We start from the raw sequence: 26,296 nt of genomic DNA, 5'->3' as shown, positions 1-26,296 counted from the left end.
TTATTTCCATAATTGATAGAGTAAATAGGTTAGATAAAAAGTTAGTATGATTCCAAAAATATACAAAGAATTCGCCAACTCGACAATATTTTCGTTTCTTGTTTTTTGATCAAGGTTATTTAAATAATTGTCTATTTTTTTGGCTCGAGATTCTGCACCCATTCCATAAAAAATTTCTCTAGCTTCTCTTAATCGTTTTTCGCCTCCTTCTATATTTCCTTGAGCTATTTCTATTTTTCCTAGAGAATTTTGATTGTATGCTATGCCTGGTCTTCTTTTTAATTTTTTATCTATTGCTAAAGATTCTTTATGCATAGTTGCTGCTTCTTTTATATTATCGCACTTTGATAACAACCTTGCATTGTGATAAAGAGTAATCGAAATCTCTTTTTTATCTCCAATATTTTTAAAAATATCTAAAGCCTCTTTAAAGTACCTTTTACCAACTTCGAGATTAACAACATCTTTTTTTTTCTCAAAATATCCAAGTGTAGTTAGTGCATCTCCTATACCTTTTTGGCATTCTATACTTCGAAAAATTTTTAATGCTTCTTTCAACAAATCAATAGCTTTATTTTCTTCTCCAAGTCCATGAAGAGACATACCCATTTTTCTCATTGCACAAGCTTTACCGTACTCATTATTTATCTGCGAATAAAGTAATAATCCTTTTTCAGCCCAAATCTTAGCTTCTTCAAAATTATCTTGGTATAGATATATCCAGCTAAGAACACTTATCGCTATTTTTCCACTTTTTTCTTCAAAGAATTCTTCTTCTAATAGTTGAAATGCTTTTTTTCCAAATTTGATAGCCTGCAACCAAAATCCTCTGTCTTTCAAAAAACTAGAAAGATCAATTACTGCATCAGCTAAAACAGATAAATCTTTATCTTTATCAACTTGAACCCATCCCAAAGATAGAAAAAGATTTTCTATTTCTACTGAGATTTTATCAAAATCTTTTCCATATTTTAAAACATAGTCCAAAAAATAATCAACTAAGTTTTCTTTACATTTATCTATGACATCAGACGGTAAACATTCTAATTTTTTACTAGCAAACTCATGTATTAAATCATGGAAATAAAAACGATTATCTTTAGATTTACATAATAACGAAGCGTCTACAAGTTCATATAAAGACTCTTCTAATTGATCAGAATCACATTTCTCCATAGCAGTAATTGAATCAATGCTGAAACTACTTGAAAGCAATGCAAGTTTAGAAAACAACTCTTGAGTATAAATATCTTTTATTTGTTCATAGCTAATTTCAAACGTCAAAGTTACATTATCCTCTCTATAGTCTCCTTTAGATAACATTTTCAAACGCTTTTTTTCAAAGTGACATTTATATTTTTTCACTGTATCCCATCGTAGTGTATCTCTCAATTGGGCACCAACTAAGGTTAAGGCCAACGCTAAATAGCCACACAAATGACAAATCTTTTTATTTATATCAATTTCGTTGTTAATTCTATCTTTTCCTGCCAAATCCCTTAATAATTCGAGGGAATCATTCTCTGATAGCTTGTTTAGATGGAAAAGTTTGACTTTTGGAGGAACATTAGATCTATCTCTAGTTGTAATTAAATATACAACTCCTGGTACTGTAATCATCAATTTTCTAACTTGATTACTGTTTTGAGCATTATCCAAAATTAGCATTGCAGGGTATTTTGTTAAATGATTTGCCAAGGAATACATTTGAGAATTAAGGTTTTTACCATTACTTTCTATATGCAGGCTTTTTAGCCATCTATCAACAGCAAGCTCTGGCGCCTCCCGCTCTAAATTTGTCCAAAGGATACCAGACGGAAACTTTTTAGAATCATCCCATCGAGATGCACATTCAGCTGCTAAGGCAGTTTTACCGATTCCACCCATACCGTATAACGCAATATTTGGTTCGCTATATAACAAACTACAAAGCTGATTTATTTCATTATCGCGACCTATAAATTTAGTATGCCATGGTGTATATTCTGTAGACCGAGTATGAGGTTGAACAAGTTTTCCAAGTTTTTTTCTTATTATTTGGTCTTCTACATCTTTGGAGTCAGAGCAAATCTCTAATTTTTTTTGCCATTCTATAATAAAAGGAAACTCACTTAGCTCAACTAGCCACTCTTTAAGTTTTCCTCTTGCAACAAGATATGTAATAACCTCGATAAAATGGGTCTTTTTTTGAGAGAAATCCCCAATTTTATCTGGCAAGATATCTATACGCATTAAGGCTTCGTTAACATCTTTTATACGTAAATGATACTCTACGCAATCATCAGCTAACTGTTCAATATCTCGTACTTCTATTTTTTTCATAACCCAAAAAAGCCCTAAAATAATTTATATACGGCCTGTAAACTACTGCGAAACCAATCTCAATACAATTTCTTATACCAAACTTTAGCAAATACTAATCCCTTTCGTGTTATCCGTAAAAGCCACTCTCTATGTAATCTTCTAGATACAAGATATTGGATAATATTAACGTAGTAACTTTTTAAGTCGGTGTCGTCTGCTATTCTTGTTGGCTGGATATTTAGCTGACGTAGAGCTGATTCGGCGATAGCTTTTTTTAATTCAGTAACACAATCATCTGCCAGTTGATCAACTTGAGAAGGAGATATCGGATTTAAATCGCGGAGTCCTTCTAATGTTTCGTGCACATTGATCATACCAGCACCAGGAACAGGTAATCTATCTAATTGCTCTTCCTCACACATGACAAGCTGTTTATACTCAACACGAGCATTCTTTACAGGGACATACTCTGTTATCTCAAGACCTCGAAATCGCGTATGAATTCCAGTAAATTGAGTACGAATGTATGTAAGTGTAGCTCTTTTATTTTTTTCTCCCCAGACTTCAATATCTATAGTTCTCTTAACGAAGTTAGCTTCTACACATGCATAATTTTTTTCATGGTATATAATTACTCCATTTACCCAATAAAGGTCATCATGGATAAATGGATGTACACTAACCATAAAGTAACTAATAATACTGTCTGGGAGAATATCATATTGAAACTGAAACCGGACAGATTTGTCGTTTACCTCGCTTGGCCAACTAGCTGGAGGCTCTTGCGAAAAACCACTTGGAATAAAAAAAGTATCTCTGTTTGTAGGAAGTTGATAACAAAGTTCAAACCTTTCCATTAAATCCATGATAAAACCGCGTTCTTTGAGCGTAGGAAATTTAGGTGGGAGAATTTTGCTTATTTGATCAAGAGATAGTATACCTTTGTTTGCAATAAGTTCTTTCGATGTGATAATTTTATAAACACCTTCAGTAACCCATTCAGGATTTAGCACCTGTGTATCTGCAAGATGTCTATCTTGATAGAAATTTAGCATCGTTCCTAAGTCATGTAGAAGACCTATTAAAATGCGCATACTTGTCTCATCCATATCGGGATCTACTTTGCGACAAATATTTTGATATTCATAATAGCTTATATAGTTTTCATTTTTTTCTTCTAGTTCTTTTTTTACCAGAAGATAAGTTCTCGGATATTTTGTGTCTAAATGCTCAAGCTCCACAACTACTTCCGATATTTTATTTTTTAATTCTTGAATACCACAGTTTGTCTCACAAGAAACATCGATACAAGCTTTTATATTAGGATAATTGTCCATTAATTGTGTTTTCGGAAATCGAATTTTTCCGAGATCGCTCTTAGTTACAACAAGAATAATCGGAGAATCTCCACCATAACTATTAATCATTTTAAGCCAATAGTCAGTTTCTTCTTTGCCATATTTATTTCCTTGTAATCTAGGATCAACCGCTAATATGTATATGCTGCGTTCCGTCATAAAAAATTGATGTGGTGCATGCATAATTTCTTGCCCACCAAAATCCCAAAAATTCAAATGGATTTTTGATTCTATTTTCCAAGGATATATTTCAATGCCTTCAGTTTTAGGCTCCTGGGGGTTATATTTATCGAAGATAAGTTTTTTTATCAAGGACGTTTTGCCAGCTGTTCCAGCACCAGCAAAAATAACTTTTGCTTCTCTCAAATATGAACTTGATTCGTTTTGCAAATCCAAAAGGTAATGAATAATTTCATTAGGTTTTTTAGATGCAATTTCAGGTGCACTTAATGGAGTTCCTTCTATATCGAAATAGCTTAGATTATTGAGAATACGTAACTCTAAAGGAATGCGTTCAATTGGATTGTTTCGAACGATTAATGATTCTAGTTTACTTAATTTCGAAATCTCTGGTGGAAGCTTACGGATATTATTGTTAGCGATATCGAGATATTTAAGGTTTGATAACTGTAACACTACGTTAGGAAATTTAGAAAATAGGTTGTTATTTATTTTTAAATATTCAATATTAATTAGATTGGATATTGAGTTGGGTAATTCACTAAGTTGATTTTTACTAATATCAAGGTCTCTTAAACGTTGCGCATCTCCAATAGCTAAAGGGATTTTATCTAATCCACGGCTATTTAAGTTGAGTTCCTGTTTTTGTTCTTGTATGGCTTTTTCAATTAAGTTCTCAATTTCGTTATCTGGTGCATATTGTTGAGTCCATTTTTTAGTGAATACAAAGCCTTGCTTACTTAATAAAGACAACCACGAATCTAGTTTTTCTCTGACATATAAATATTCTATTACATTAATTATGTAGCTTTTATAATTATTTTCTTTTTTTATGTGATGGGGATTTATGTTCAATGACATTAAACTTAACATTATTTGTTCTTTAGACACATAATAGTGGCTTACATCATTTGCTAATTCTACAATTTCCCTAGGGGACATATAAATTCCAATCTAACTCGTAAACTCAAACACTTCATTAAATATTCGAATAACATTAGTTATTTTCTTCTTGGGCTCATTGTTTTCGGTGGCACTCATAATTTCTTTTGAAAATTTTATTATATCATAGTAGTTTAATTTTTTACTTTTATAGCTCTAAACATTATAGGTAAATAAGGTACTACTCTATTAATCGATCAGTTAAATCAACATCTCTTTTGGGATATTTCAACATTCTTCACTGAAAATATTTCGATTGACTATCCGATAACTTGCCTAAATTATAACTGCGAAATAATCGGATTTGAACAATTTTTTGCAAAGCCTTTGCTTGAAATGTTATATTTACCTTTAATAATTAAAATTATTTTATAGTAGGAGAAAATTTTGAATACTTCACATCTCGAAAAGATTCACTATATTAACATTGAAATTCCAGATAGTCCGACAGGTGCTATTAATACAAGTGTAGATGATATAAATAATTTATTTTCATATCTTTCTAACACTAATCAAAAAAAATTAACTATCCATTTTCATGGAGGGCTAGTTTCAGAAGAAAACGGTGTTACTACTGCCTGTCATATAAGAAATACTTTTTCTGAAATTAGTCATCCTCTTACTTTTATTTGGGAAACAGGTTTTAAAGAAACGCTGTTAAAAAATTTAGAAGAAATTACTGAGACAAAGCTTTTTCAAAAAATATTAGAGGTTTTAAGTATTAAGTTAATTGAGCTTATATCTCCTTCTGCAAAGCCTATGAAGGGTAAAATTGAAGAGCAACTGGATGACATTTCTGAAAGAGAAGCTCGAAAACTAGTAAATGTTTCGCAAGATGTTGAAAATATTGCTGAAGATATAGATCATGAAATACGTTCAGATCAGGAAATTGATAATCTTATTAATAAGGATCCGAAAAGAGAAAAAAAATTAAAGAATATCAAGCAAGAATTTACAGGTGAACATGTCTCTTTAGCTCCTGTATCTTCACTTGCATTTGGACTTGCTAAAATTACTGTTGCAGTTATTCAGCGTTACATCAAGAAAAGTGATCATGGATTACGAGCGACTACTATCGAAGAAATTTTACGAGAACTGTATTTAGCAGATTTTGGTGAGTGGACATGGAGTAACATGAAGAAGGCCGCTGAAAACATGTGGCAAGAGGGAAAACATGGTCATCGTTTTTTACAAGGTTTGGTAAATTTTGACAAAAAAATTACCATTGACATTATTGGACACAGTGCTGGATCTATAGCTATTTGCCACATGCTCAAAAAAATTGTGCAAGAAAACCTCAATATTTCTATTCGCAATGTTTTTTTTCTGGCACCTGCATGCACAAATGATCTATTTTGCGAATTAATTGACCATGAAGGTGTTTATGAAAATTTTCGTATGTTTACAATGAGTGACAAATACGAATGTCTTGACGGATTACCATCTCAGCAAACAAGAATTTATCCTCGTTCGTTGCTTTACTTTATCTCAGGTATTTTAGAGGATGAAGTAGGAAAACCTATTGCTGGCTTACACCGACATATCAAAAAAGATGCTGCTCCTTGTGAAGTTGATCATCTCGATGAAATAGATCGTTTTCTCAATGAAGAAAGATTAACTTTTTCTGTAACAGGGGGTAATGAATACGAAGGAAAACGTTGTTCAGCAACAACCCACGGAGGATTTCATCTTGATCCACAAACAAAACAAAGTCTACAGTTTTTAATTAGTAAAGAGAGTTAACTATAATGGCTTTAAATAATGCATATGCTTTACTTATCGGTATAAGTGAATATAAAGAAAAGCGTTACAAATTGCCAGAAAAAGGACCAGCAAACGGTGTACAGGCAGTTGCAAAAATTTTACGAAATCCTAAACGATGTGCATACCCAAAAGATAATGTCAAAGTTCTTACAAATGAACAAGCAACAACATCAAGTATTCGCGAAGGATTTCAGTGGTTAGAAAAAAAAATAAAGAGTACTAAAGATAGTATCGCATTTATCCTTTTTTCGGGACATGGCGACTATATAAAAAAAAGAAATGGTTATTTCTTTATGCCACATGACTACGAAAAAGGATGTGAATGCGACTACGAAGAAAAAAAAGAAAGTACTAATATTATTCATAGCCGCGAGTTTAATACTTTTGTAAATATTCGTTTGGAACGAAGTCAAAGAGTTTTGGTTTTTCTAGATTGTTGTCATTCCGGAGGAGTTACTCATGGCATGGGGAATGACGGAGTTGCTCCTCCTGAAGATTTTTTAAATAAGTTGAAAGAAGGTGAAGGAAGAGTCGTTATTTCTTCGTGCAAGCCTGAGCAAAAATCTTATATCTTTAAAGATGATAAATATAGTGTGTTTGTTAAACATTTATGTGAAGCTCTTCACTCAAATTGCGGAAGTGAAAGACTAGGTTATATAAGCGTGTTAAGATTGTTTACATACTTAAATGAAAATGTAGTAAAAGATGCTCTTAAATTCGAAAAAGAACAGCGTCCTGTTTTAAAAATTTCCAGCCTAGATCGCGATTTTCCAGTAGCATATGCACCTCCTAATCCTAATGAACCTATATCGATGACACCCTCTGACTATTTTGATATTAATGATTTAGCACAGTTAGAAGCGATCGTTCATACTAATGAAGAAAATTTATCCGAAGTAATAAAACTTTTGGAAGTGTTTGGTGAGAAAAATGACTTAGCAACAGAGATAAAAGGACTTATCAAAAGAGCAAAGGAGCTGGCTAAACAAAAAGATTTTGCTAGCTACGCTACAAAAGGACAAGAAATCCATAATATTGTTCATAAAAAAATAAAAATTAGCGAACAAAACATTGAGCGTTTATCTGAGGATTGTATAGATAATTTTTTAACTAAAGAACAAGCAGAACATGCATTAATGCGCTTAAATATACAAAAAGCGCATATTGCTACAAATAATCTTCTTAAGGAGTATTTTATAAATATTATCAAGCATTTAGTAATTAAAGGAATGCTTTTCCAATGGTTACAAGAATTAAAGAAAAAAGATATTGTGTTTGTAAATAGTTGGATAAATGATCTTAACTAAAGATTTTATGCTTAACTAAATAGAAGAATAAAACAAAAATTCTAGTCTAGTCAGACGAAGGTAGGAAATGTATATGAACGATAAGAATAGCTCTGAAATCAAAAATTTCCCAAAAGCACTAGATAATTGGCAAAACCTGCAAACAAATGAAATCGCTATTCTTGTAGAAAATTGCATTCAATCTATAACAGAAAAAACAGCCAATTTTGCCCTACAAAGAATCGGCATAAATCGCGTTTACATAGAGCAAGATAATTATCTTCCTACATACTACACGAACATTGTAGAATACCTCCAAGCGCGTAATCGCTTAGTCGATTGGTTGTTGGTATTTCACAAAGAAGGGCTAGTTTTTGTAAAAAGTTGGTTAGAAATCTCAGAGCCATTTGATCCACCAACGTTTCCGTTTATACAAGAAGAAACTAAAGAACGTGTTAAAAACGAAATTACCGCCATCCTAAATCAAGAAAAACTCTCTAATTTGCGAAAATTGATTGTCGATCAAATTCCATCTCCTTTCACATCGGAAGTAAAGAGTTTTCTAAATCCACTAAATATTGAGGTGTTAGAGGAAATCAGAAAAAATCAGCAAAACCCTGCTTCTATTCTTATTGAATATCCCCTTCGAAAAGCTTTACGTCTAGTGTCTAAAGCAGTCTCTGGTAGTTTAAAACTAGAAGATAGGGAAAACGCGAAAAAAGATCTATGGGAGAATGTTGTTAGTCTTGTTGGATGGTTAGTATTGCTTTCTACAGACGGTGAATGGGTCCAAAAACAAAAAAAGTTTTTTGATAATGATCCGAAAAATAGAAAGCTTGAAATTCCAGTAGAAACTGATGCGGGTTTAGAGATTGCATTTTCTTGTATGACAGAGACTCCAGCTTGGCTAGATGTAAAAAAGCGAGGAGGAAGACCTTTTGGTCGAAATGCATATAAACATGGTTTTCCCGAATCGGGATGGCAAACGGAGGATCAAGTGCTGGTTATTAAGCAGCTTATTTGGAAAATAATCAACGAAGAAAACCCTCCTCTAAAATTTGGTAAAAAAGTAAATACTGAATTAAATGGGTCGTTAAAGTGGCGTAATGAGGATAAAAATTTTTTTTATCTCACAGTAAATTCTGAGGGACTAGAAGCGATAAAAAGTCCAGAGGTGTATTTTCGTTTAAAACAAGACCTTCCTGATTTAAATATTCTGTATATGAAAGTAGGCGATGAGGAAATATTTATTGTTCCTGAAGTCGAACTGATGACATGGCTAAAAGAATTTTTTCGCAATAAACCGGAGCAAAGAAATGGAATTGATTCCCGAAGATAAAAAAACAGTAGAAATCCCAGCGTCAGGTTCTTGGCCTGCGAGTATGCATGGCTTTGAGGAAGAGAGTATTTGGGCAGTAAATGCCGCTCTTACCTCTGGAAGACCTCTTTTAATCCGCGGTGAGCCTGGCGTTGGAAAAAGTCAACTTGCTCGTGCTGCGGCACAGGCATTAGGGCGAATCTTTATTTCAGAAGTGGTTTATGCTCATAGTGAGTGTTGTGATCTTTTGTGGAAGTTTGATGCGGTTGCTCGGCTGGGAGAAGCGCAAGTTCTCGCTGGGTGTAGAGAAGATGAGCGAAAAGAAAAACTAGATCCTTTGAAGTTTTTAAACCCTGGCTCTATGTGGTGGGCTTTTAATTGGGAGTCGGCTAAAAAGCAGTGGGATGAATGTGTCCATAAAAATCGCATGCCTAAAGAACCTGAAGGGTGGAGTGAAGAAAATGGATGTGTATTACTTATTGATGAAATTGACAAAGCAGATGCAAATCTTCCCAATGGTTTACTTGAGGTCTTTGGTAATGGGGCTTTTACGGTTCCTTATTTTAAAGAAGATGAGTGTGAAGTTACTGTAAAGGGTGATGTTCAACCACTGGTTATTATTACTACAAATGAAGAACGTGAACTTCCTCGTGCATTTTTACGACGTTGTATGGTGTTAAATATGAAACTTCCTGAAAAGAACAAAGTTATTGAAAGAGGAAGACTACATTTTAAGGGAAAATGTAAAAAAGTGCATGGAAAAGTGTATGAAGAAGCAGCGGAGTTGTTGTGGAAAGATCGTGAGAAAGCTTTAGATAATGGATTGCCTGCTCCTGGACAAGCGGAGTATTTTGATTTATTACGAGCTTTGAGCAAAATGGGTAGCAATGAAAAAGAACAGCTGCGAGTTTTGGGTAAGATTAGTGAGTTTGCTTTGAAAAAACATGCGAAAGATAATTAGCATGACAACTGAAAAAAGTTCTATACAACATAAAAGTACTTCTATTGGCCGCGCTGATCTTGTTGAGTTTTTGTTTTATGGTGAGCGTTATCTTAAAAAAATGTCAGCATTTGCAGGCTTTGAGTCTATCCAGATAGAAAACGAACAAGAAGAAGAGCCTATCGAATTAGGCAAGAGTCCTAGCAAGCCTGATGGAGAAGGTTCTGATATTGATGTTAATGAAAAACCACCTAGCCAATCTGAAAAAATGCGGTTCTGGCGTGCTATTAAATATGAATCAAAAGAACATGAGTCTGTAGTTAACGTTGAAGAACCAGAGTGGACTAAAGGCGAAATATTAGATACAAAGAAGGGTGGAATGAACTATGATAAAACTCCTCCTAAACAATATCCTTTAGTGTCATGGCCGAAATTATGGCCTTTTTTGCAAAGTGTGCTTGGTGCTACTTATCAACGAGGCATAGATGTCAAAAAGTTGATTAAAATCGTATCTGAGATCAAGCCGATTTACCGTGTTCCAAAAAAGTCTTACCGCTCATGGGCAAATACTTGTCATATTGTTTTTGATTTTGATGAGCGATTGCTCACTTTTTGGGATGATATGAACTTTATATACGAAGGTATAGAACAGTTGCGCGGTAGCTCTGGGTTAGAGGCATATTGCGTTGAAAATGGACTTTTGACCAAATTTAAGAAATATCGGCGATACCGCGAAAAAGCTGAGTCTTTTATTACCCCTCAGGTAAATGAACCATTATTGATTATTAGTGATCTTGGTTGTTTAGAACCGACAGAAGAAAAAAGCGTTGCTGAACCAGTACAAGAAAGCGATTATAGCAATAAGCAAATGCGAGATGTTGTTATTGAGAAATGGTTGCGTTTCGGCAAACGTCTTAAAAAAAAGGGAAAAAAGGCTATTGTTCTAACACCATGTCCTCCGCGCTTATGGGATAGTAGATTATTTTCTTATTTTAATTTATTTTGGTGGGATCGAGGTCAGCGTTTGCCTTTTGATCATCGCTGCTCCTTGTCTACCTCTACAGCAAATCCACATAATGGTGTTGATCTTTTATTAAGTTTGCTTTCTCCTGCTGTTCGTATTGAACCATCTTTATTGCGTGCCGCTAGACTTCTTTTACATAAATACACAGATTCAGGCGTTGAGGCACAAGTATGGAATCATCCGCATGTCGAGCAAAACCCCTTGGCATTCTCTTACAAAGAATCGCACTTTGATACATACCGCAAAAATTTTGCATGCGAAGGCGAGTTGGTTCCTGAAATACAAAAAATCATTGAAGAATATCGTATGCCAGTTATAAAAATAATCAAAGAACATCACGCCTATCTGCCTGAGGGAGTACGACAAGAGGAAGAGTGGTTATATGAGGATCTTTTAAATGAAGAAAAAGAAGAAACCCAAGAGTACATAAAAAAGATTTTTCGTACAATGGACAGTGATAACTTTGACTATCGCGAAGGTTTTAAACAGTGGTTTCACCGCGTTAGTAGCCGCCAGCATAAAGAAATGTGGGACAATGAAGCTTTACTTGCTACATGGTTTTCCAATCATCGCGAATTATGGGAGCAAGGAAGTAAGTTGCCAGTCAAAGAAGGCATGGATCTAGACAAAATCAAGTGGCTTATCAACAAAAAAGAGACGCCAGCAAAGAAATACGCCTTGATACACAAAGGAAATGTGTTTGTTGTGGAAAGCGAAAATATAGAGCAGCCGTTTTCGATGGGAAGTCCAGTAATTGATCTTACAGCAAATACATATCTCGAACAAATTTACGACGATGGTCTTAAATACGCGCACAATTTAGCACATGCATGCGAAATACAAATACCACAGCAAGGCGGTTTTTCGATCGAAACAGATTGCGAGAAAGTTGTTTTTAAGTCAGTAGAAAAGCCATCGGTTGCGATTGCCATGGGACGAGATCGTTATGGTTTGTTTAGTGACTATATCGTGCAAGGCGTTCGTTTTCGCATGCGTTGGATAAACCCTGGCAAGTTTATGATGGGTTCACCTGAGAGCGAAGTGAATCGCCGCGATGATGAAGTTCATCATACAGTTATTTTGAGTAGTGGATTTTGGCTCGCAGATACAGCTTGCACACAGGAGTTATGGCAAGCAATTATGAAAGATAATCCGAGTAGGTCTAAAGAAACACAGCTTCCTGTAGAAACGGTGAGTTGGGACGATTGCAATACGTTTATAGACAAAATGAGTTCATTACTGCCAGAATGTAACTTTTCTCTACCCACAGAGGCACAGTGGGAATATGCATGTCGTTCAGGAATTCAGACCGCATTTAGCTTTGGTGAAAATATTACACAGGAGCAAGTTAACTACAATAGTGAGCAGGCAGTTGAAGTAAAATCATTACCTTGTAATAATTGGGGTCTATACGAAATGCATGGTAATGTATTTGAATGGTGTTATGATTGGTATGATGATTACCAAGTAGGTAGTGTTGTAGATCCTACTGGTCCTAATGATGGTTCTGGCCGTGTCATTCGCGGCGGTAGCTGGGGGTACAATTCGCCTAGGCTCGTTCGCTCTGCGTACCGTGACAGGTACGAGCCCGGCTCCCGCGTCGACGACATTGGTTTTCGGTTTTGCCTGAGGTCACAAGAAAAGTAGCGGAGCTAGAGGAGAGGATGAGATAGAGAGGTGCAGCGGAGCAAGCCGAGTAGTCTCAGCCGAGGGAGTTTCAAGATGAAATATCAATTTTTTAAAGTCACTATAAGTTCTCCATACCAAGTGCAAGAAGAACTGAATCAATTTTGTACTAGTCACAAAATTGCGGCGGTAGAAAAACAGTTTGTGGCTAATGGAGAAATGAGCTTTTGGGCGTTTTGTATCACGTATATAGAAAGTGGAGTAAAGCAAGTCAAAATAAAAAGCAAGATGGATTACAAAGAGGTACTCAACGGGCATGATTTTGCTATTTACACAAAACTACGTGCTTTGCGTAAACAACTTGCGCAACAAGAAGGAATTCCTGTCTATGCGTTATTTACCAATGAGCAACTTGCTACGTTGGTGAGCAAAAAAGTCATTACATCTGCAGCGATGAACGCTATCGAAGGTATTGGCAAATCGCGAATGGAAAAGTACGCCGACGTTTTTCTGCCACTTTTACAAAAAGAATTTAAAGAAACTAGCAAAAACGATGAAACGTAAAAAAATCGCGGTAGAAGATGTTGCTTGTTTTGACAATTTAGTTAAAGCGGCAACAAAAGCAGCTAGCGGTAAGCGAACATCCGCAAATGTAATGCAATTTTTTGCAAATTTTGAGGTACATCTGCAAGAGATAAGAGAAAGAATTCTCGCAGGAAAAGTTGCGTCAGGAGAACTACATCAGTTCACTATTTTTGATCCAAAAAGACGTATTATTCGCGCGCCCAATTTTCCTGATCGTGTTTTGCATCATGCTATTATGAATTTTGTCGCTCCTGTTTTAGATCGAGCAATGATAAGTAGTAGTTTTGCATGTAGGCCACAAAAAGGTAACCATGCAGCGATAAGACAAGTTCAGAAAAATATACGCCGTTTTCTATATTATGCCAAAATTGATATTCATAGCTATTTTGATGCGATAGACCACAGATTACTTTATCAAAAACTTGAGCGCCGTTTTAAAGGTACACAAGTTTTAAATTTGTTGAAAAACATTATACATAATTACCAATCTAGTCCAGGTAAAGGGCTTCCTATTGGCACTTTGCCATCGCAACATTTTGCCAATTATTTTTTAGATAGTCTTGATCGGTATATTTTAGAAGAACTAAAAGTATGTGCTGTGGTGCGCTACATGGACGATATTATTTGGTGGTGTGATAGCCGTAGTCAAGCCAAACGAACACTAAATCAAGTTAGAAAATATGTTGTGCGACAATTATTTTTGCAAGTAAAAGAAGCGGTTACGCGGATGATTTTTTTAGGAAAAAATATATGTTATCGGCGCAGAGACAAAATATTGACTATGAGATCCCGCAAAATTTTCCTGCTAGATGGGCGAGTGGTTGGGGAGAAGACGAATATGGCCTATGGATGTCATTTACGTTTAAAGGAGTGCAGCAAAGTTTTCGCTGGATAAAACCAGGAACGTTTATGATGGGTTCCCCTGAGAGTGAAAAAGAAAGGTCGAGAAGAGAAATTCAGCATGAGGTAACTTTGAGTAGTGGATTTTGGTTAGCAGATACTGCTTGCACACAAGAGTTATGGGAAACGGTCATGGGAAGCAATCCTAGTTACTTTAAAGGAAAAAAACTTCCTGTTGAAAATGTTAGTTGGGAAGATTGCGATAGGTTTGTACAAAAAATGAACTCGCTACTTCCAAGTGAAAATATTTGTTTACCTACAGAGGCACAGTGGGAATATGCATGTCGCGCTGAAACAACCACGGCATTTAGCTTTGGAGAAAGTATTACTAAGGAACAAGTTAACTACGGTAGCAAAGTTACAGTTGAGGTAAAGTCATTGCCTTGCAATCTTTGGGGATTATATGAAATGCACGGCAATGTATTTGAATGGTGCTATGATTGGTATGATGATTATCAAATAGGTAATGTTATAGATCCTACTGGTCCTAACAGTGGTTCTCTCCGTGTCATGCGCGGCGGTAACTGGGGGGGCGATTCGTCTGGGCTCGTGCGCTCTGCGTACCGTTTCAGCTTCGAGCCCGACGACCGCAACGACTACATTGGTTTTCGGTTTTGCCTGAGGTCACAAAAAGGTAGCGGAGCTACGAAGGTGGAACAGAGAGGCGCGGCGGAGCAAGCCGAGTAGTTCCACCTAAAAGCAAACTTTTTAAGTTACAAGCTTTCGTCTAAAATTTGATATTTTTTATAGGGGAATACCGTGTCATCAGTGCAAGAACAAAATATTAACCTCGAAATTCCGCACTTTCCTCCAAGATGGGCAAGTGGTTGGGGCGAAGACGAATATGGCCTATGGATTTCGTTTACGTTCAAAGGAGTGCAACAAAGTTTTCGCTGGATAAAACCAGGAACATTTACAATGGGATCACCAAAAAGTGAAAAAGGTAGGTCTGGTCGCGAAGTTCAACATCAGGTAACTTTGAGTAGTGGATTTTGGTTAGCAGATACTGCTTGCACACAAGAGTTATGGGAAACGGTTATGGGAAGCAATTCTAGTCGCTTTAAAGGTAAAAAACTTCCTGTCGAAAATGTTAGTTGGGAAGATTGTGATGAGTTTGTACAAAAAATGAACTCGCTACTCCCAAGTGAAAATATTTGTTTACCTACAGAGGCACAGTGGGAATATGCATGTCGCGCTGAAACAACCACGGCATTTAGCTTTGGAGAAAGTATTACTAAGGAACAAGTTAACTACGGTAGCAAAGTTACAGTCGAGGTAAAGTCATTGCCTTGCAATCTTTGGGGATTATATGAAATGCACGGCAATGTATTGGAATGGTGCTGTGATTGGTTTGACAATTACGAAACAGTTAGTGTTATAGATCCTGTTGGCCCTGATAGTGGTTCTAACCGTGTCATACGCGGCGGTAGCTGGTGGGACTATTCGTCTGGGCACGTGCGCTCTGCGTACCGTTACAGTTTCGAGCCCGACTCCCGCGACGACTTCATTGGTTTTCGGTTTTGCCTGAGGTCACAAAAAGGTAGCGGAGCTACGAAGAAGGTGGAACAGAGAGGCGCGGCGGAGCAAGCCGAGTAGTTCCACCTAAAAGCAAACTTTGAAGGTGAGCGTAATTTTTTTTTACAAATTTCCAATCACTTACAATAACTTCCCTGTACTTTCGCTCATTTTCAGTCGTTTTCGACAAACAGTATTTTTGAGCTTATCGCAATTATCGCAGTGAGAGCTTATAGTCGCATTAAACGTTTGTAGTATATTATAACTATAAGGAGAAAAGATGATACTACTAGAAAAAGATGTTCAACTCAAAAAATGCTTGTCGTGTGTGGGCTGCCAAATCATGATTATAATGCCCAAGGTTATCAAACACGCGAATATACAACACTTACAGGAAAATATCGACCATCAAAGCCGTGGAGTAGCACTTCAGTTATGCAAATCTTAAAAAACCCAGCTTATATTGGCAAGAGGCGTGCTGGTGATGATGTTGTCAATAGTGTGGGATGGTGTTGTTGATGAAGAAAAGTGGCAGTTAGTACAGCAATTACTAAAGAAAAATAGTAAAACGCGTGGAAACAGTGTTAGTGAAGATGTTCAGCATGATTATCTGTTGTTAGGACTGGTGCATTGTACGCACTGTGGTATTGTTTTAGAGAATGGTTCTGGAACTAGCCACACCGGAAAGTCATATTTTTATTATCGGCATCCAAGTAAAAAGCGTAAGAAGGATTGTCCTTATCCAACTTCATTTCCAATAGATGAACTAGAAATTATTGTTGGTAAACAAGTCTTAGGGCTTGTTCATCAAGATGATCGTTTGTTGGAAGATATTTGTAGTGAGGTTGAAAAGACGTTAAATAAAGATTGCAATCAATTGCAATTACAACTAGATCTTGTTGAGCAAGATTTAGCAACATTGAATTGTGAGGCTAGTGGTCTTGTTAATCGACTTTCTTATTTGGATGAGCAGCAAATCCGCGAGTTTGTAACTCCGCGGCTAAATGAAATTTCTTGTTGTAAGAAAAAGTTAGAGGAACAGAAGCAGGCTTTAATTTCTGAAGTTTTGACATTTAAGAATGGACTTGTTTCTGTGGATGATATTCGCTACACCGTTTCTGTTGCTATGGAATCTTTTTATGAAGTTAGTAGCAAAGAACAGAAGCGAGTTTTGGAAGAGTTGATTGAAAAAGTAGAAATATACCCGCAACGGGTTGTGGTGGTGATGAAGGCACAAAAACACTCCTCTAGGTTCGAGGAGTGTACAAACTGGCTGTCCAGGTAGGATTCGAACCTACGACCACTTGGTTAACAGCCAAACGCTCTACCACTGAGCTACTGGACATTGTAATGAAGATGATAGGACTTGAACCTATGACATCCTGCGTGTAAAGCAGGCGCTCTACCACTGAGCTACACCTTCTTGTGGAGAAGACAGGATTCGAACCTGCGACCCTCTGCGTGCAAGGCAGATGCTCTACCAATCTGAGCTACATCCCCGTTTTTTGCTTCTGTAAATAAAGTCGTCTTACCTTCTCTTAAGCTTGCATTAAAATAAAAAAAAATTATACTGGTGCTGTGCTTTTTAATATAAGGTGAAAAGCAATTGTTTAGTTGGTTCTTATAACCGTACGAGGTTTACTTGATGTATAAAGATATTTATGGGTTAGCTCTTTTGTTTTCGTTACTATTCTCGTTTTCGATTCGTTTTCATCTCGTATGGCTTTATATTGGTTCACGTAAATTACCGAAAACGCGTCTGTTTACCTCTTTTGACTCGTTAGATTTTGTCACAGTCATACAATTTCGCCTATTGTTTGCAGCTATTATTTTTCCTGTCACATCCTTACTACTTTTTATGGTTTTTGGTTTTGAAAAGTGGCGCGTTATTCTTGAAGATATATTTTGGAAAGAGTCTTTACTTCTTTTTTTTATCTCACCATCTACTTATATAGCAGTTATGGCGGGCTCATTTTTTGGCGCAGGTATTCTTACGTCGGTTATTTCAAAAGACTTTTCTGATATTGGAATATTCTTTGGATTAGTTATTATGCCATATCCAGCTTGGTGTATGTTTCGCAACTATATTTTCTTAAGAGATGTCAACAAGTTAGAACTACAACAAAAAGAAACTCTTGTGGGCAATAAGTTAAAAACGTGGCAAATTGTATATCGCTACTTTTATGGAATAGTACTTACTCTGACTCCGATACTAATTCTATATCAGTTACTAGGCTACTTTTTTCCTATATTACAGTTGGAGTATATTGCCAAAAATATCGTAACAGAGCTATGGCAAAAAAATGCCTTGATGGTCATCTCTGTATTTTTGGCTCTCAACATTTGTTTATTCATTTCTCCGATTTTTCAAAATATGATAATGAGAATAAACGAAGAGAGCCCAGGAGATATAGTCAATGGGGAACCTTTGAAGCATTCTTCTCCTAGCTACAGGTATATTTATATAATTGTCGTGTTGCTTGCTTTAAATATAACGTTTCAAGGTGTAGACAAGGGAATGGGTTTTGCAATTATTAATATCCATTTTGCAACTAGAACAGGACATTTTGTCTTATTTAAATCGATAATTTACACCTTCCAAGCGCTCTTTTTAATGTTTATCACTCTTGAAAGAATTTACTTTTACACTACACAAAAAAATCTAGAGCCAGTGGTAGCAAAAAAGCTCTGGATAAATTTTCGTAAAAAACATATTGATGTCTCTGTTACCCAAGAACACTTTTTAGCTCTATGTGCTCGTATTATTTTGCCAATTGCGGTAACCTATGCAGCGTTTTATTTTTTGGCTGGAACAACATGGTTAGCGAATATTTATTACTTAGGAATGAGTATTGTTTTTATTCTTTCATTTTCACAATGGAATAGAGTCAGAAACCTAAAGGTAATACAATATTGGTATAAAAAGTAAGTTAGGAGAGAACATTGCAAAACAGAATATTCATGCTCATAATAATTATTATAACCAGTTGTCAAGTATCTCCAAATCAACAACCACAAAAATGCCAAGATAGAGTAGACCACAAACCATCGCGAAAAAAACTACAAAAAGCTTATGTAGTTTACTCATTAAATACAGCTCGCCAAAAGATAAAAACACACAAATACGAAGTAGCAAAAGCATACCTCAATCATATACACGATATGCTTCCAAAGAATCCCAAACTACAAAAGGATTACAATGAACTATGTACTATTTTACCAAATCATACAGTGCCAGTTAGAGGCTGCATTGAATATGTAGATATTGATGAAGAAATACTACAACACGATGTAAACGAATTTTATGATCAAGGAGTGCAATATTTCAAAAAAAAGAGTTACAAAAAAGCGCAAGAACAATTCAAAAAAATATTAGAAATACTTAAGTATGCTCCTAGTCAGTTCAATATTCAGCCTTCAAAAAAACAAGTAACTCTTATGATAGAAAAAATCAAAAAAAGATAGAAGAATTAATACCCATTACTCACTGCGTATAGTTGTCTTTTTATTAGGAATATAGTTTTATCGAAACAATAAAATTTTTGATTTTTTGCGTAATAAATGTAAATAATTTAAAGAGAATTACTATGCTGTTAAAGTGGATCACATGTGAAGTAGACCAATCTCAACGGGAAAACTTTTCCCAGGCACAGGAACAGTGGAACTGTGTAAAAAACAGTGTGGGTTTTATTGGACAAGTGGGTGGCTGGTGTAAAAATACTTCACTTGCTTGTATTTTAACACTGTGGGAAAATAAGAAATGTTATGACAATTTTTTTCTGTTTGTTCATGATGCGATTACTTCTAAAAACGAACAGCAAAATTACTACAATAAAATACAAGTAGCACTTGCCGAACCGTTGATTTGGATGCCAGGTACTGAGCGAAATATAGAAGATGCTGTGCATTCAGCAACAATACTACGCGTTTCCGAGTGTACAATAGCAACACAGCGCCAAAATCATTTTATTGATATGCAGTTAAACTTGTGGGTACCAGCAATGGCAAGAGCTGGAATGCTTACTGGATATTTTTCCCATATTAACGAGAATCGTTTCTTGGTCACCACTTTGTGGGAAGAAAAAACTTATCGTAATTACGTTGAGGAACAACTTCCATTGTGCCAAGAGCAATCAAAAGCAGCAAAAGATTTACTAAAAATTGTAGGATATGAGGTTATACTGCTTGATCAGTGGCAAGTGATAAATTCAATAAAAATATGAACAAAGAAAGATGGTTTATCCGTAAAGAATTAATTTAAGTTACTCACCAAAGTATTTATTTACTCAAATTTGTTGTTTTGTTTTCTAATTTTGTTACTCCTCAGTTACGTAGCTAAGTGTACGCCACAAGGCTGTTCGTTTTCGTCGCACTGAAATATAAAAGCTCTGTGCTAAACGAGTAACTATTTTTGTTAGGCCACTTAGTTTGGTCGGTTTATTTATTCAAGAGATATTATATGAAAAATAATAGAAAAATTTCGTTACCGCTTCTTATTGTTGCTTGTTTATTGCCTACTATTTTTACCTACTTAGCTTTCTCCATGCCAGGGTATGAAAAAACAATTTATTCCATTAGTAAAATCATCATTATTGCTTTTCCAATTGTGCTATGGCGACATATGTGTAAATCATTAGCAGAATTTAAGAAACGTATTGGGTGGAAAAAAACCAACGGACTTTATGGTATTGGAACAGGAATTGTGATTTTTACCTTTATTATAGGTAGTTACTATCTACTATTCCCTTCTTTGGATGCATCACTGTTATATAATAAAATCAAAGAGTTGGGTTTGATTGAATACTTTTGGGTAATGGCTATTTTTATTTCGTTGTGGAATAGCTTCATTGAAGAATATTACTGGCGAGCATTTATTCTCGAACAACAAGCATCGTATAGTGATAAACATCTACGAATATGCGTAATTAATGGAATATTGTTTGGACTGCACCATTTTATCATTCTCAATGTTTATTTTGATGTATCATTAGCTCTTCTCTTCACAACAGGTGCTAGTGTTGGAGGTTTTTTATGGGCATGGTTACGTGTAAAACAGGTTTCTATTATAGATTGCTACATCAGTCATGTACTTGCAGATCTTGCCATTATGTGGGTTGGTTGGGATATGATTAGTCGTACTGTTTAAGGAATTACCTCACAACGGGAGGCATCGGAAGTCTTTTGTTTTCCGATACCTCCACACTGAATAGACTATGATCCTCGCGGAGGAGAAGATAACAACACAAATGCAAATTTCTTGCTTTTTGATATTGTCCGTACTCCTACATATGTTCCGATTTCTTAAGCTTTTTGAATTTTTTGTTTAGTTTCTTAAAAGCTTTTTCTAAAACCTTAGTAAAATCAATTCCAGATAAATCAATATCACTACCTTCTAAATCTTTTACTCCTTTATCTATCTTCTTGCGAAGCTTTTTTATGCTTTCTTCGTATTTATTAATGATTTTTTTAATCGCCTCGATTTTGTTAGCAACTGCTTTCTTAGCTTTTTTTCTATTTTGGTATTTAGTGTAATATTTTGATGTTGTAAATCGTCCGATTGTATCTGTCATCATGAGATTAGCAATTTCTGTTTTTGTTTTTTCTACCAAGCCTTTGTAGCTACTATTTTTGAATTTTTTGTCATTACTTGTTTCCCAAAGCTCTATAAGATCATCAGGAAGGTTGATTTGTTGTTTCGATTTTGATTTAACGTATGTAGAGTATAGGTATTTCCCTGATTTTTTATTTGCTTCCAAATAAAAATTTATATTTTCAGAAGACTTCTCCTTAGAGCAAAAAATTATGTATTCTTTTTTGATTTTTTTGTTTCCTAAAATAATATTCAGTTTTTTTCCTAGTGAGACTCCAAACAGCAAGTCTTCTTTTTTGGCTTTTTCGTAGTCATCTATTTTATCTTTAAGTTTGCTTAAACTAGGACTAAGCTCTAGATTAAAATTTATACTTTTACCTAAAGACGACTTATCTGGATTGAGGCCGCATTTTTTGAGTAAGTTTTGTTTTTGCTTTTTATTACTCTCTGTAGAGGCTATAGCTTTATATAAACTTTCAAAATCTTTATTGGCTTCTTTTTTAGCATCTTGCCATATTTTTTTATAGTTTTGTGCTTTTAATTTTGTAGAACTTACACTAAGTAATAACATAATGACGAGAGAGCTGATAATCGAGTTTTTATTAAACATTTTTACTTCCTTACTACACTTTTAGGTAAAGTGGTATTTTGTAATACGACAATTGTTTTATGAAATAGTTTGTTGCGATATAAAATTATAAAGCACATACTATGCCAAAGATATACTTTGTACATATACAAATATGTAATGAAACGATGTAAGTTAAGTATTCATTGGGTAAAATTAGGTTTGGTAAATTTGCGGTGAAATTTTAGATAACGTTACTAATTGTAATATCGTCAATTTTTGACGAAATTTATCAAACTTTGATAAATTTTATCGATGTAAATATAAATTTAAGTTACTGAACGACAGCTACCGCTGACACGGATATATACTCACACTCAACGCAATACTTTTTATTACCCAAAATCGAAAGTCAATTCTGTTCCAGCAAGTTTCTTTTTGCATAAATCATCAAAAATGGCGTTTTGCGCATCGCTAAAATAATTTCTCCAGTCGCCAATAATTCCTCGACGCATATGTTTAGGAAATCCTTTTCTTTGAGGTACCCAATCTAAGTTGGCTAGAGAATTGGATTTCATGGATGCAAAAGAGCTTTTTGTGGCAACAGATTTCCGAAGCGTATCGTTTAGTGAAATGTCTATAAAATTGGCTACCTGAGAAATAGCGTTTTCTATATTTTTATGCACTTGTTCGTAATGTAAAAATATGATATTTTTTTGAAAAATACTGGCATGCCACCATTCTAAAATGTGATCTAAAATAAATCCATATCCCACTTTTCCTTGAACATATAAATCAAAAAAATCTTGCCAACTGCCATTGTAGTTTAACTTACTACAGCAATGATAATAGAACGATACTGCATTGTCTTTTGGATTGCGAGCGATATATATATACTTTGCCTTTGTATGGGAAACACCAGGCATTAAAGAATATGGGAGGTGGCTGTGGAAATAGCGTCGCGGAGATGAAGGTTTCATTAAGTGAGATAGCCCATCATATCTGTTTGCTGCACCTTCTACCCAGGGAACGGCCTCACTAAGAACTTGATCTCCTTGTTCACCATTGTTTCTCAACAAATGAACAATTTGTTCCATCCAGGTAGTACCTGACTTGGGATAAGCGACAACAAACACGTCACTATCGTATACTTTAAATTTTTTAGCTATCTCATCAAGCTCTTTTTGAGTCACAAAAGGAGGTTGTTTACTAGTAATTATTATTTTAACATTTGCTAACAAATATTAAAAAGGTTAAAATAGGAGTGAAAAAGGGGTAAAAAATGCAGTGGGTACCAAGTCGAGTAGCTTGCGAAATATTAGGAGTGCACGCAAATACTTTAAGAAACTGGGACAAAAAAGGACTTATCAAAACAATACGCACAAAATCAAACCAACGAAGATACAATTTGGAAAGTATATTAGGTAATAAAAAGCCAAAGAAAAAAGTATGTTATTGTCGCGTATCGAGCAGTAAGCAAAAAGACGACTTGGAAAGACAAAAGAAGTTTATGAAGGAAAAGTATCCAAATCATGAAATCATCACCGACATTGGGTGAGGGCTCAACTTCAAACGAAAAGGGCTGCTCAAAGTACTGGAACAAGGACTTAGAGGAGAAATCGAAGAAGTACTTTGTACCCACAGAGACAGACTTAGTAGATTTGGATATCGACTTATCCAGTGGATTATGGAAATCGGTGGTGGGCGAGTCGTGGTTCTCGAAGAAGATAAAAGTAGTGCACAACAAAAGCTCACAGAAGATCTTATATCGATCATACACGTATTCTCGTGTAAACTTCACGGAATGCGAAGGTATAGCAGTAAAAAGAAGCAGGAAAATAAGATTCTATCCAAACAAAAAACAGCGGCAACTTCTACGTAACTGGTTTGGTTGCGCTCGGTTTGTTTACAACAAAACGATTCACTATCTAAAACAGCCAAATACAACTGCAAGCTGGATGAAAATCAAGAAACAAATACTTGATGATCTACCTGAGTGGTCAAAAGAAACTCCTTTTCAAATCAAATCAATTGCTATTAAAGATGCGTGCAAAGCTGTACAAAATGCCAAAAAGAAGTTCGCAAAAACTGGTAAAGTGCAGGAAGTGAAATTCAAAAGTCGCAAAAAACGCGATGAGTGCATCTACATTCCAAAAAGTGCTGTAAAGCAAGATTCCTTTTATAAACGCAAAATGGGAAAATTGTTACTTCGCGAAGTTGTTGGTAAAGCTTATTTTGATTGCCGCGTTGTTTTCCAACAAGGACGTTTTTTTCTTGTTAAGCCTGAAGGCAAACCTGTCATGAAACCTGAAAACCAAAGGAGTGACATCGTTGCCTTAGATCCAGGAGTTCGATCTTTTCAAACTTTTTACACCAAACACAGTTGTGGCAAAGTCGGCTGTGGTGATTTTGGTCGTATTGTGCGACTATGTCATCATCTCGATCAACTTACCAGTCGCATATCGAAAGCAAAATCACGACGTAAAAAGCGTATGAAAAAAGCCGCTGATCGCATGCGATGGAAAATCAAAGATCTCATCAGCGAAATCCATCGCAAAACTGCCAATTTCTTGTGCAAACATTTTGAAATTATTATTATACCACCTTTTGAAACCAGCCAAATGGTGCTACGTTCAAAGCGAAAAATACGCTCAAAAACAGTCAGAGCAATGCTCAACTGGTCGCACTTCAAGTTCAAAAATACTTTGAAGTCTAAAGCTGAGCTCTTGTCTTCTATTGTTATCGAACAAAACGAAGCATATACCTCCAAAACTTGTAGCTCTTGTGGCTATGTTAAAGAAAATATCGGTGGACACAAGTTTTTTAATTGCTCTTCTTGTAAGAAGCGTATTGATCGCGATTTTAATGGAGCGCGTGGAATCTTTCTACGTGCATTGGGAGATAACCCCTGGCTGCATTCTTTGTAGCTTGCATTTGTTAGCATTTAACAAAAATTTATCGGAAATACTATATGTCCTCCTTTGCCATCTTTCACAATAGCATGTTTATATTCTGCCATGATATTTATCCTAAAACCAACAAACCAAATAGCATTTAAAATTATTGGGATTTAACGCTTCATTTTTTTAAGTGAGAATTGAAATAGCGCGTTGATTAGAGGTATTCCAACATTAATTTTTATTTTGTTGCGCGCTCCAGCTCTTCGATAGAGTCCTGCCACCAATCGGGATTGGTAATATTGTCATCCTCATAATGCTTTCTAAACCCAGGTTCGTTCCAGCGAGTTGAAAACCAGGCATCAAATACAATGTTTCGACAGCCTCGTATTAAGGGAATCAATGCTTCAAATTTTTTAGGAAATGGACGAACCTCGCGATACAGATCTAGTACTAACTGATGTTGAATATTTCGACGTTCACGACGATCCATCGACTTAGGTAGTGAGTTTAAACGCCAAGGAAAACTTAGTAATGGTATGTCCATAGCCACAGGACCCATTTGAAAATCGTCGAGGTCTAAGAAAATAGGACCATCAGCTCGCCATAGAGCATTACCACTATAACTGTCTCCGTGAATTCTTTGTATTGGAATATGACCAAAATTTTCAATTTGCGAAACAATCTGCTCGATAGCATGTGTGTAACGTTTGTGTAATGATTTAGGAATAAATCCTGCGCGACAAATAACTTCAAAGCAACCGTAACACATATTATAGGCTTCAAACTGTGGTCGAGCCATTGCCGGCCGCTTGGCTCCAACATCGTGAATTTGCGCAACTAAATGCACCATAGTACGAACAGCGTCTTCATCGAGTATTTCTGGGTCTACATTGTAAGGCTTAGGAACAGCTTCAAATACCAGATAATGAATGTCACGCCAAGTCCCAATATCTCCAATGGGACGAACAAAAGGAACATTTGCATCTCGTAGGTCTTCCAGAAATTGAAGTTCGTCTCTTAGAGCATGAATGCTCCAGCGACCTGGGCGATAAAATTTCACAACCACATCACCGAATCCAAAGACTCTATTTTCAGGACTTTCAAATTGAACGCCTTCATTTAGAGACGACCCAGCAACATTATCTAGTATTTCTGAGCAATCAGCTGGTGTCAATGATAAAAAAGTGTTCAGCACTTTTGTATTTGCTGAAGCGTGATGGTCAACCCAGAACTGTTGGGTATTTATATTTTCAGAGTTAGTATTTTTTTTAATCTAAGAATCCTCCGTAATTTGCGATCAAACGCAAGGTTTATTTTACGCGATTTTTTATCACGGCTACAATGTTTTTTTATAAGCGCCAAACTCGTTTTATAAGTGCCAGACTCGTTTTATAAGCGCCAGACTCGTTTTATTAAGCGCCGGACTCGTTAAATCCGTTTTATAAGCGCCAAACTCGTTAGGATCTAAACGCGAAAAAACGGTGACAAACTCAAAA

At 35.7% G+C, this 26,296-nt stretch carries 23 protein-coding genes and 3 tRNA genes; 18 read left to right on the top strand and 8 right to left on the bottom strand.

Going from position 1 to position 26,296, the window contains the following annotated elements; all coding sequences use genetic code 11:
- Both UABHE_RS32845 and UABHE_RS32840 read right to left on the bottom strand, forming a co-directional pair.
- Positions 1–2,322: an NB-ARC domain-containing protein gene (locus UABHE_RS32845; protein WP_372367697.1), complete on the bottom strand. Its 2,322-nt coding sequence runs from the start codon at positions 2,320–2,322 to the stop codon at positions 1–3.
- A gap of 59 nt (positions 2,323–2,381) precedes the next feature.
- Positions 2,382–4,784 carry a COR domain-containing protein gene (locus UABHE_RS32840; protein ID WP_372367696.1) on the bottom strand — a complete coding sequence of 801 codons (2,403 nt, stop codon included), beginning with the start codon at positions 4,782–4,784 and terminating at the stop codon, positions 2,382–2,384.
- Between the two features lie 387 nt (positions 4,785–5,171).
- Between UABHE_RS32840 and UABHE_RS32835 the strand changes: the two genes are divergently transcribed.
- The 11 genes from UABHE_RS32835 (at position 5,172) to UABHE_RS32785 (ending at position 17,027) form a co-directional block, all read left to right on the top strand.
- Positions 5,172–6,527, top strand: a complete 1,356-nt coding sequence (locus UABHE_RS32835) for an alpha/beta hydrolase (RefSeq protein WP_372367695.1) — start codon at positions 5,172–5,174, stop codon at positions 6,525–6,527.
- Positions 6,528–6,532: 5 nt separating this feature from the next.
- Entirely contained in the window at positions 6,533–7,855 is a 1,323-nt protein-coding gene (locus UABHE_RS32830) for a caspase domain-containing protein (protein WP_372367694.1), read from the top strand.
- Positions 7,856–7,928: 73 nt separating this feature from the next.
- Entirely contained in the window at positions 7,929–9,173 is a 1,245-nt protein-coding gene (locus tag UABHE_RS32825) for a hypothetical protein (RefSeq protein WP_372367693.1), read from the top strand.
- Positions 9,151–10,113 (top strand): AAA family ATPase, encoded by a 963-nt coding sequence (locus tag UABHE_RS32820; RefSeq protein ID WP_372367692.1) that lies wholly within the window; start codon positions 9,151–9,153, stop codon positions 10,111–10,113. The genes UABHE_RS32825 and UABHE_RS32820 overlap by 23 nt, the downstream gene beginning before the upstream one ends.
- 1 nt (position 10,114) lies before the next feature.
- The gene (locus UABHE_RS32815; protein ID WP_372367691.1) at positions 10,115–12,763 is read left to right on the top strand and encodes a formylglycine-generating enzyme family protein; all 2,649 of its coding nucleotides are present in this window, start codon (positions 10,115–10,117) and stop codon (positions 12,761–12,763) included.
- A gap of 75 nt (positions 12,764–12,838) precedes the next feature.
- On the top strand, positions 12,839–13,306 hold the full coding sequence (locus UABHE_RS32810; RefSeq protein WP_372367690.1) for an HRDC domain-containing protein: 468 nt from the start codon (positions 12,839–12,841) through the stop codon (positions 13,304–13,306).
- A complete protein-coding gene (locus tag UABHE_RS32805) occupies positions 13,296–14,222 on the top strand; it encodes a reverse transcriptase domain-containing protein (protein ID WP_372367689.1) in 927 nt (308 codons plus the stop codon). Before UABHE_RS32810 ends, UABHE_RS32805 begins: the two co-directional genes overlap by 11 nt.
- On the top strand, positions 14,114–14,914 hold the full coding sequence (locus tag UABHE_RS32800) for a formylglycine-generating enzyme family protein (RefSeq protein ID WP_372371710.1): 801 nt from the start codon (positions 14,114–14,116) through the stop codon (positions 14,912–14,914). The genes UABHE_RS32805 and UABHE_RS32800 overlap by 109 nt, the downstream gene beginning before the upstream one ends.
- 72 nt (positions 14,915–14,986) lie before the next feature.
- Positions 14,987–15,823: a formylglycine-generating enzyme family protein gene (locus UABHE_RS32795; RefSeq protein WP_372367687.1), complete on the top strand. Its 837-nt coding sequence runs from the start codon at positions 14,987–14,989 to the stop codon at positions 15,821–15,823.
- A 234-nt stretch (positions 15,824–16,057) separates the two neighbouring features.
- Entirely contained in the window at positions 16,058–16,261 is a 204-nt protein-coding gene (locus UABHE_RS32790) for a recombinase family protein (protein ID WP_372367686.1), read from the top strand.
- Positions 16,227–17,027, top strand: a complete 801-nt coding sequence (locus UABHE_RS32785) for a zinc ribbon domain-containing protein (protein WP_372367685.1) — start codon at positions 16,227–16,229, stop codon at positions 17,025–17,027. The genes UABHE_RS32790 and UABHE_RS32785 overlap by 35 nt, the downstream gene beginning before the upstream one ends.
- Here the strand turns inward: UABHE_RS32785 and UABHE_RS32780 are convergent.
- From UABHE_RS32780 to UABHE_RS32770, 3 genes are all read right to left on the bottom strand, one after another.
- Positions 17,013–17,087, bottom strand: a tRNA-Asn gene (locus UABHE_RS32780). The genes UABHE_RS32785 and UABHE_RS32780 overlap by 15 nt on opposite strands.
- A gap of 6 nt (positions 17,088–17,093) precedes the next feature.
- A tRNA-Val gene (locus tag UABHE_RS32775) sits at positions 17,094–17,165 on the bottom strand.
- Between the two features lie 3 nt (positions 17,166–17,168).
- Positions 17,169–17,242 (bottom strand) — tRNA-Ala (locus tag UABHE_RS32770).
- 145 nt (positions 17,243–17,387) lie between these two features.
- Here UABHE_RS32770 and UABHE_RS32765 point away from each other — a divergent pair.
- The 4 genes from UABHE_RS32765 to UABHE_RS32750 all read left to right on the top strand — a co-directional run bounded on the left by UABHE_RS32765 (position 17,388) and on the right by UABHE_RS32750 (position 20,888).
- Complete coding sequence (locus UABHE_RS32765) at positions 17,388–18,671, top strand: hypothetical protein (protein WP_372367684.1); 1,284 nt, start codon at positions 17,388–17,390, stop codon at positions 18,669–18,671.
- A gap of 14 nt (positions 18,672–18,685) precedes the next feature.
- Complete coding sequence (locus UABHE_RS32760; RefSeq protein ID WP_372367683.1) at positions 18,686–19,207, top strand: hypothetical protein; 522 nt, start codon at positions 18,686–18,688, stop codon at positions 19,205–19,207.
- A 122-nt stretch (positions 19,208–19,329) separates the two neighbouring features.
- Entirely contained in the window at positions 19,330–19,965 is a 636-nt protein-coding gene (locus tag UABHE_RS32755; RefSeq protein ID WP_372367681.1) for a DUF4937 domain-containing protein, read from the top strand.
- Positions 19,966–20,201: 236 nt separating this feature from the next.
- A complete protein-coding gene (locus UABHE_RS32750) occupies positions 20,202–20,888 on the top strand; it encodes a CPBP family intramembrane glutamic endopeptidase (protein ID WP_372367680.1) in 687 nt (228 codons plus the stop codon).
- Positions 20,889–21,024: 136 nt separating this feature from the next.
- Here the strand turns inward: UABHE_RS32750 and UABHE_RS32745 are convergent, their stop codons facing one another.
- Entirely contained in the window at positions 21,025–21,942 is a 918-nt protein-coding gene (locus UABHE_RS32745) for a hypothetical protein (protein ID WP_372367679.1), read from the bottom strand.
- A gap of 353 nt (positions 21,943–22,295) precedes the next feature.
- A complete protein-coding gene (locus UABHE_RS32740; protein WP_372367678.1) occupies positions 22,296–23,093 on the bottom strand; it encodes a sulfotransferase domain-containing protein in 798 nt (265 codons plus the stop codon).
- 89 nt (positions 23,094–23,182) lie between these two features.
- Between UABHE_RS32740 and UABHE_RS32735 the strand changes: the two genes are divergently transcribed.
- The 3 genes from UABHE_RS32735 to UABHE_RS32725 are packed head-to-tail and all read left to right on the top strand — an operon-like array spanning position 23,183 to position 24,827.
- The gene (locus tag UABHE_RS32735) at positions 23,183–23,458 is read left to right on the top strand and encodes a recombinase family protein (protein ID WP_372365232.1); all 276 of its coding nucleotides are present in this window, start codon (positions 23,183–23,185) and stop codon (positions 23,456–23,458) included.
- A gap of 24 nt (positions 23,459–23,482) precedes the next feature.
- Positions 23,483–23,782, top strand: coding sequence for a recombinase family protein (locus tag UABHE_RS32730; RefSeq protein ID WP_372371709.1), 300 nt, complete (start codon positions 23,483–23,485; stop codon positions 23,780–23,782).
- Positions 23,715–24,827 (top strand): RNA-guided endonuclease InsQ/TnpB family protein, encoded by a 1,113-nt coding sequence (locus UABHE_RS32725; protein ID WP_372371707.1) that lies wholly within the window; start codon positions 23,715–23,717, stop codon positions 24,825–24,827. Before UABHE_RS32730 ends, UABHE_RS32725 begins: the two co-directional genes overlap by 68 nt.
- 211 nt (positions 24,828–25,038) lie before the next feature.
- Here UABHE_RS32725 and UABHE_RS32720 read toward each other — a convergent pair whose 3' ends face one another.
- The gene (locus tag UABHE_RS32720; protein WP_372367676.1) at positions 25,039–25,995 is read right to left on the bottom strand and encodes a phosphotransferase; all 957 of its coding nucleotides are present in this window, start codon (positions 25,993–25,995) and stop codon (positions 25,039–25,041) included.
- Between the last annotated feature and the right edge of the window lie 301 nt (positions 25,996–26,296).

Source organism: Candidatus Uabimicrobium helgolandensis (assembly GCF_041508025.1).
GTDB lineage: Bacteria > Planctomycetota > Uabimicrobiia > Uabimicrobiales > Uabimicrobiaceae > Uabimicrobium > Uabimicrobium helgolandensis.
This window is presented reverse-complemented; position numbering and strand designations above follow the sequence as displayed.

What these genes read in the sequence shown, in the direction of transcription:
- UABHE_RS32735 (WP_372365232.1), top strand. Translation starts at nt 23,183, where the DNA reads ATGCAGTGGGTACCAAGTCGAGTAGCTTGCGAAATATTAGGAGTGCAC.
- UABHE_RS32765 (WP_372367684.1), top strand. Translation starts at nt 17,388, where the DNA reads ATGTATAAAGATATTTATGGGTTAGCTCTTTTGTTTTCGTTACTATTC.
- UABHE_RS32820 (WP_372367692.1), top strand. Translation starts at nt 9,151, where the DNA reads ATGGAATTGATTCCCGAAGATAAAAAAACAGTAGAAATCCCAGCGTCA.
- UABHE_RS32810 (WP_372367690.1), top strand. Translation starts at nt 12,839, where the DNA reads ATGAAATATCAATTTTTTAAAGTCACTATAAGTTCTCCATACCAAGTG.
- UABHE_RS32755 (WP_372367681.1), top strand. Translation starts at nt 19,330, where the DNA reads ATGCTGTTAAAGTGGATCACATGTGAAGTAGACCAATCTCAACGGGAA.
- UABHE_RS32845 (WP_372367697.1), bottom strand. Translation starts at nt 2,322, where the DNA reads ATGAAAAAAATAGAAGTACGAGATATTGAACAGTTAGCTGATGATTGC.
- UABHE_RS32750 (WP_372367680.1), top strand. Translation starts at nt 20,202, where the DNA reads ATGAAAAATAATAGAAAAATTTCGTTACCGCTTCTTATTGTTGCTTGT.
- UABHE_RS32815 (WP_372367691.1), top strand. Translation starts at nt 10,115, where the DNA reads ATGACAACTGAAAAAAGTTCTATACAACATAAAAGTACTTCTATTGGC.
- UABHE_RS32840 (WP_372367696.1), bottom strand. Translation starts at nt 4,784, where the DNA reads ATGTCCCCTAGGGAAATTGTAGAATTAGCAAATGATGTAAGCCACTAT.
- UABHE_RS32805 (WP_372367689.1), top strand. Translation starts at nt 13,296, where the DNA reads ATGAAACGTAAAAAAATCGCGGTAGAAGATGTTGCTTGTTTTGACAAT.
- UABHE_RS32825 (WP_372367693.1), top strand. Translation starts at nt 7,929, where the DNA reads ATGAACGATAAGAATAGCTCTGAAATCAAAAATTTCCCAAAAGCACTA.
- UABHE_RS32790 (WP_372367686.1), top strand. Translation starts at nt 16,058, where the DNA reads ATGCTTGTCGTGTGTGGGCTGCCAAATCATGATTATAATGCCCAAGGT.
- UABHE_RS32745 (WP_372367679.1), bottom strand. Translation starts at nt 21,942, where the DNA reads ATGTTTAATAAAAACTCGATTATCAGCTCTCTCGTCATTATGTTATTA.
- UABHE_RS32785 (WP_372367685.1), top strand. Translation starts at nt 16,227, where the DNA reads ATGATGTTGTCAATAGTGTGGGATGGTGTTGTTGATGAAGAAAAGTGG.
- UABHE_RS32830 (WP_372367694.1), top strand. Translation starts at nt 6,533, where the DNA reads ATGGCTTTAAATAATGCATATGCTTTACTTATCGGTATAAGTGAATAT.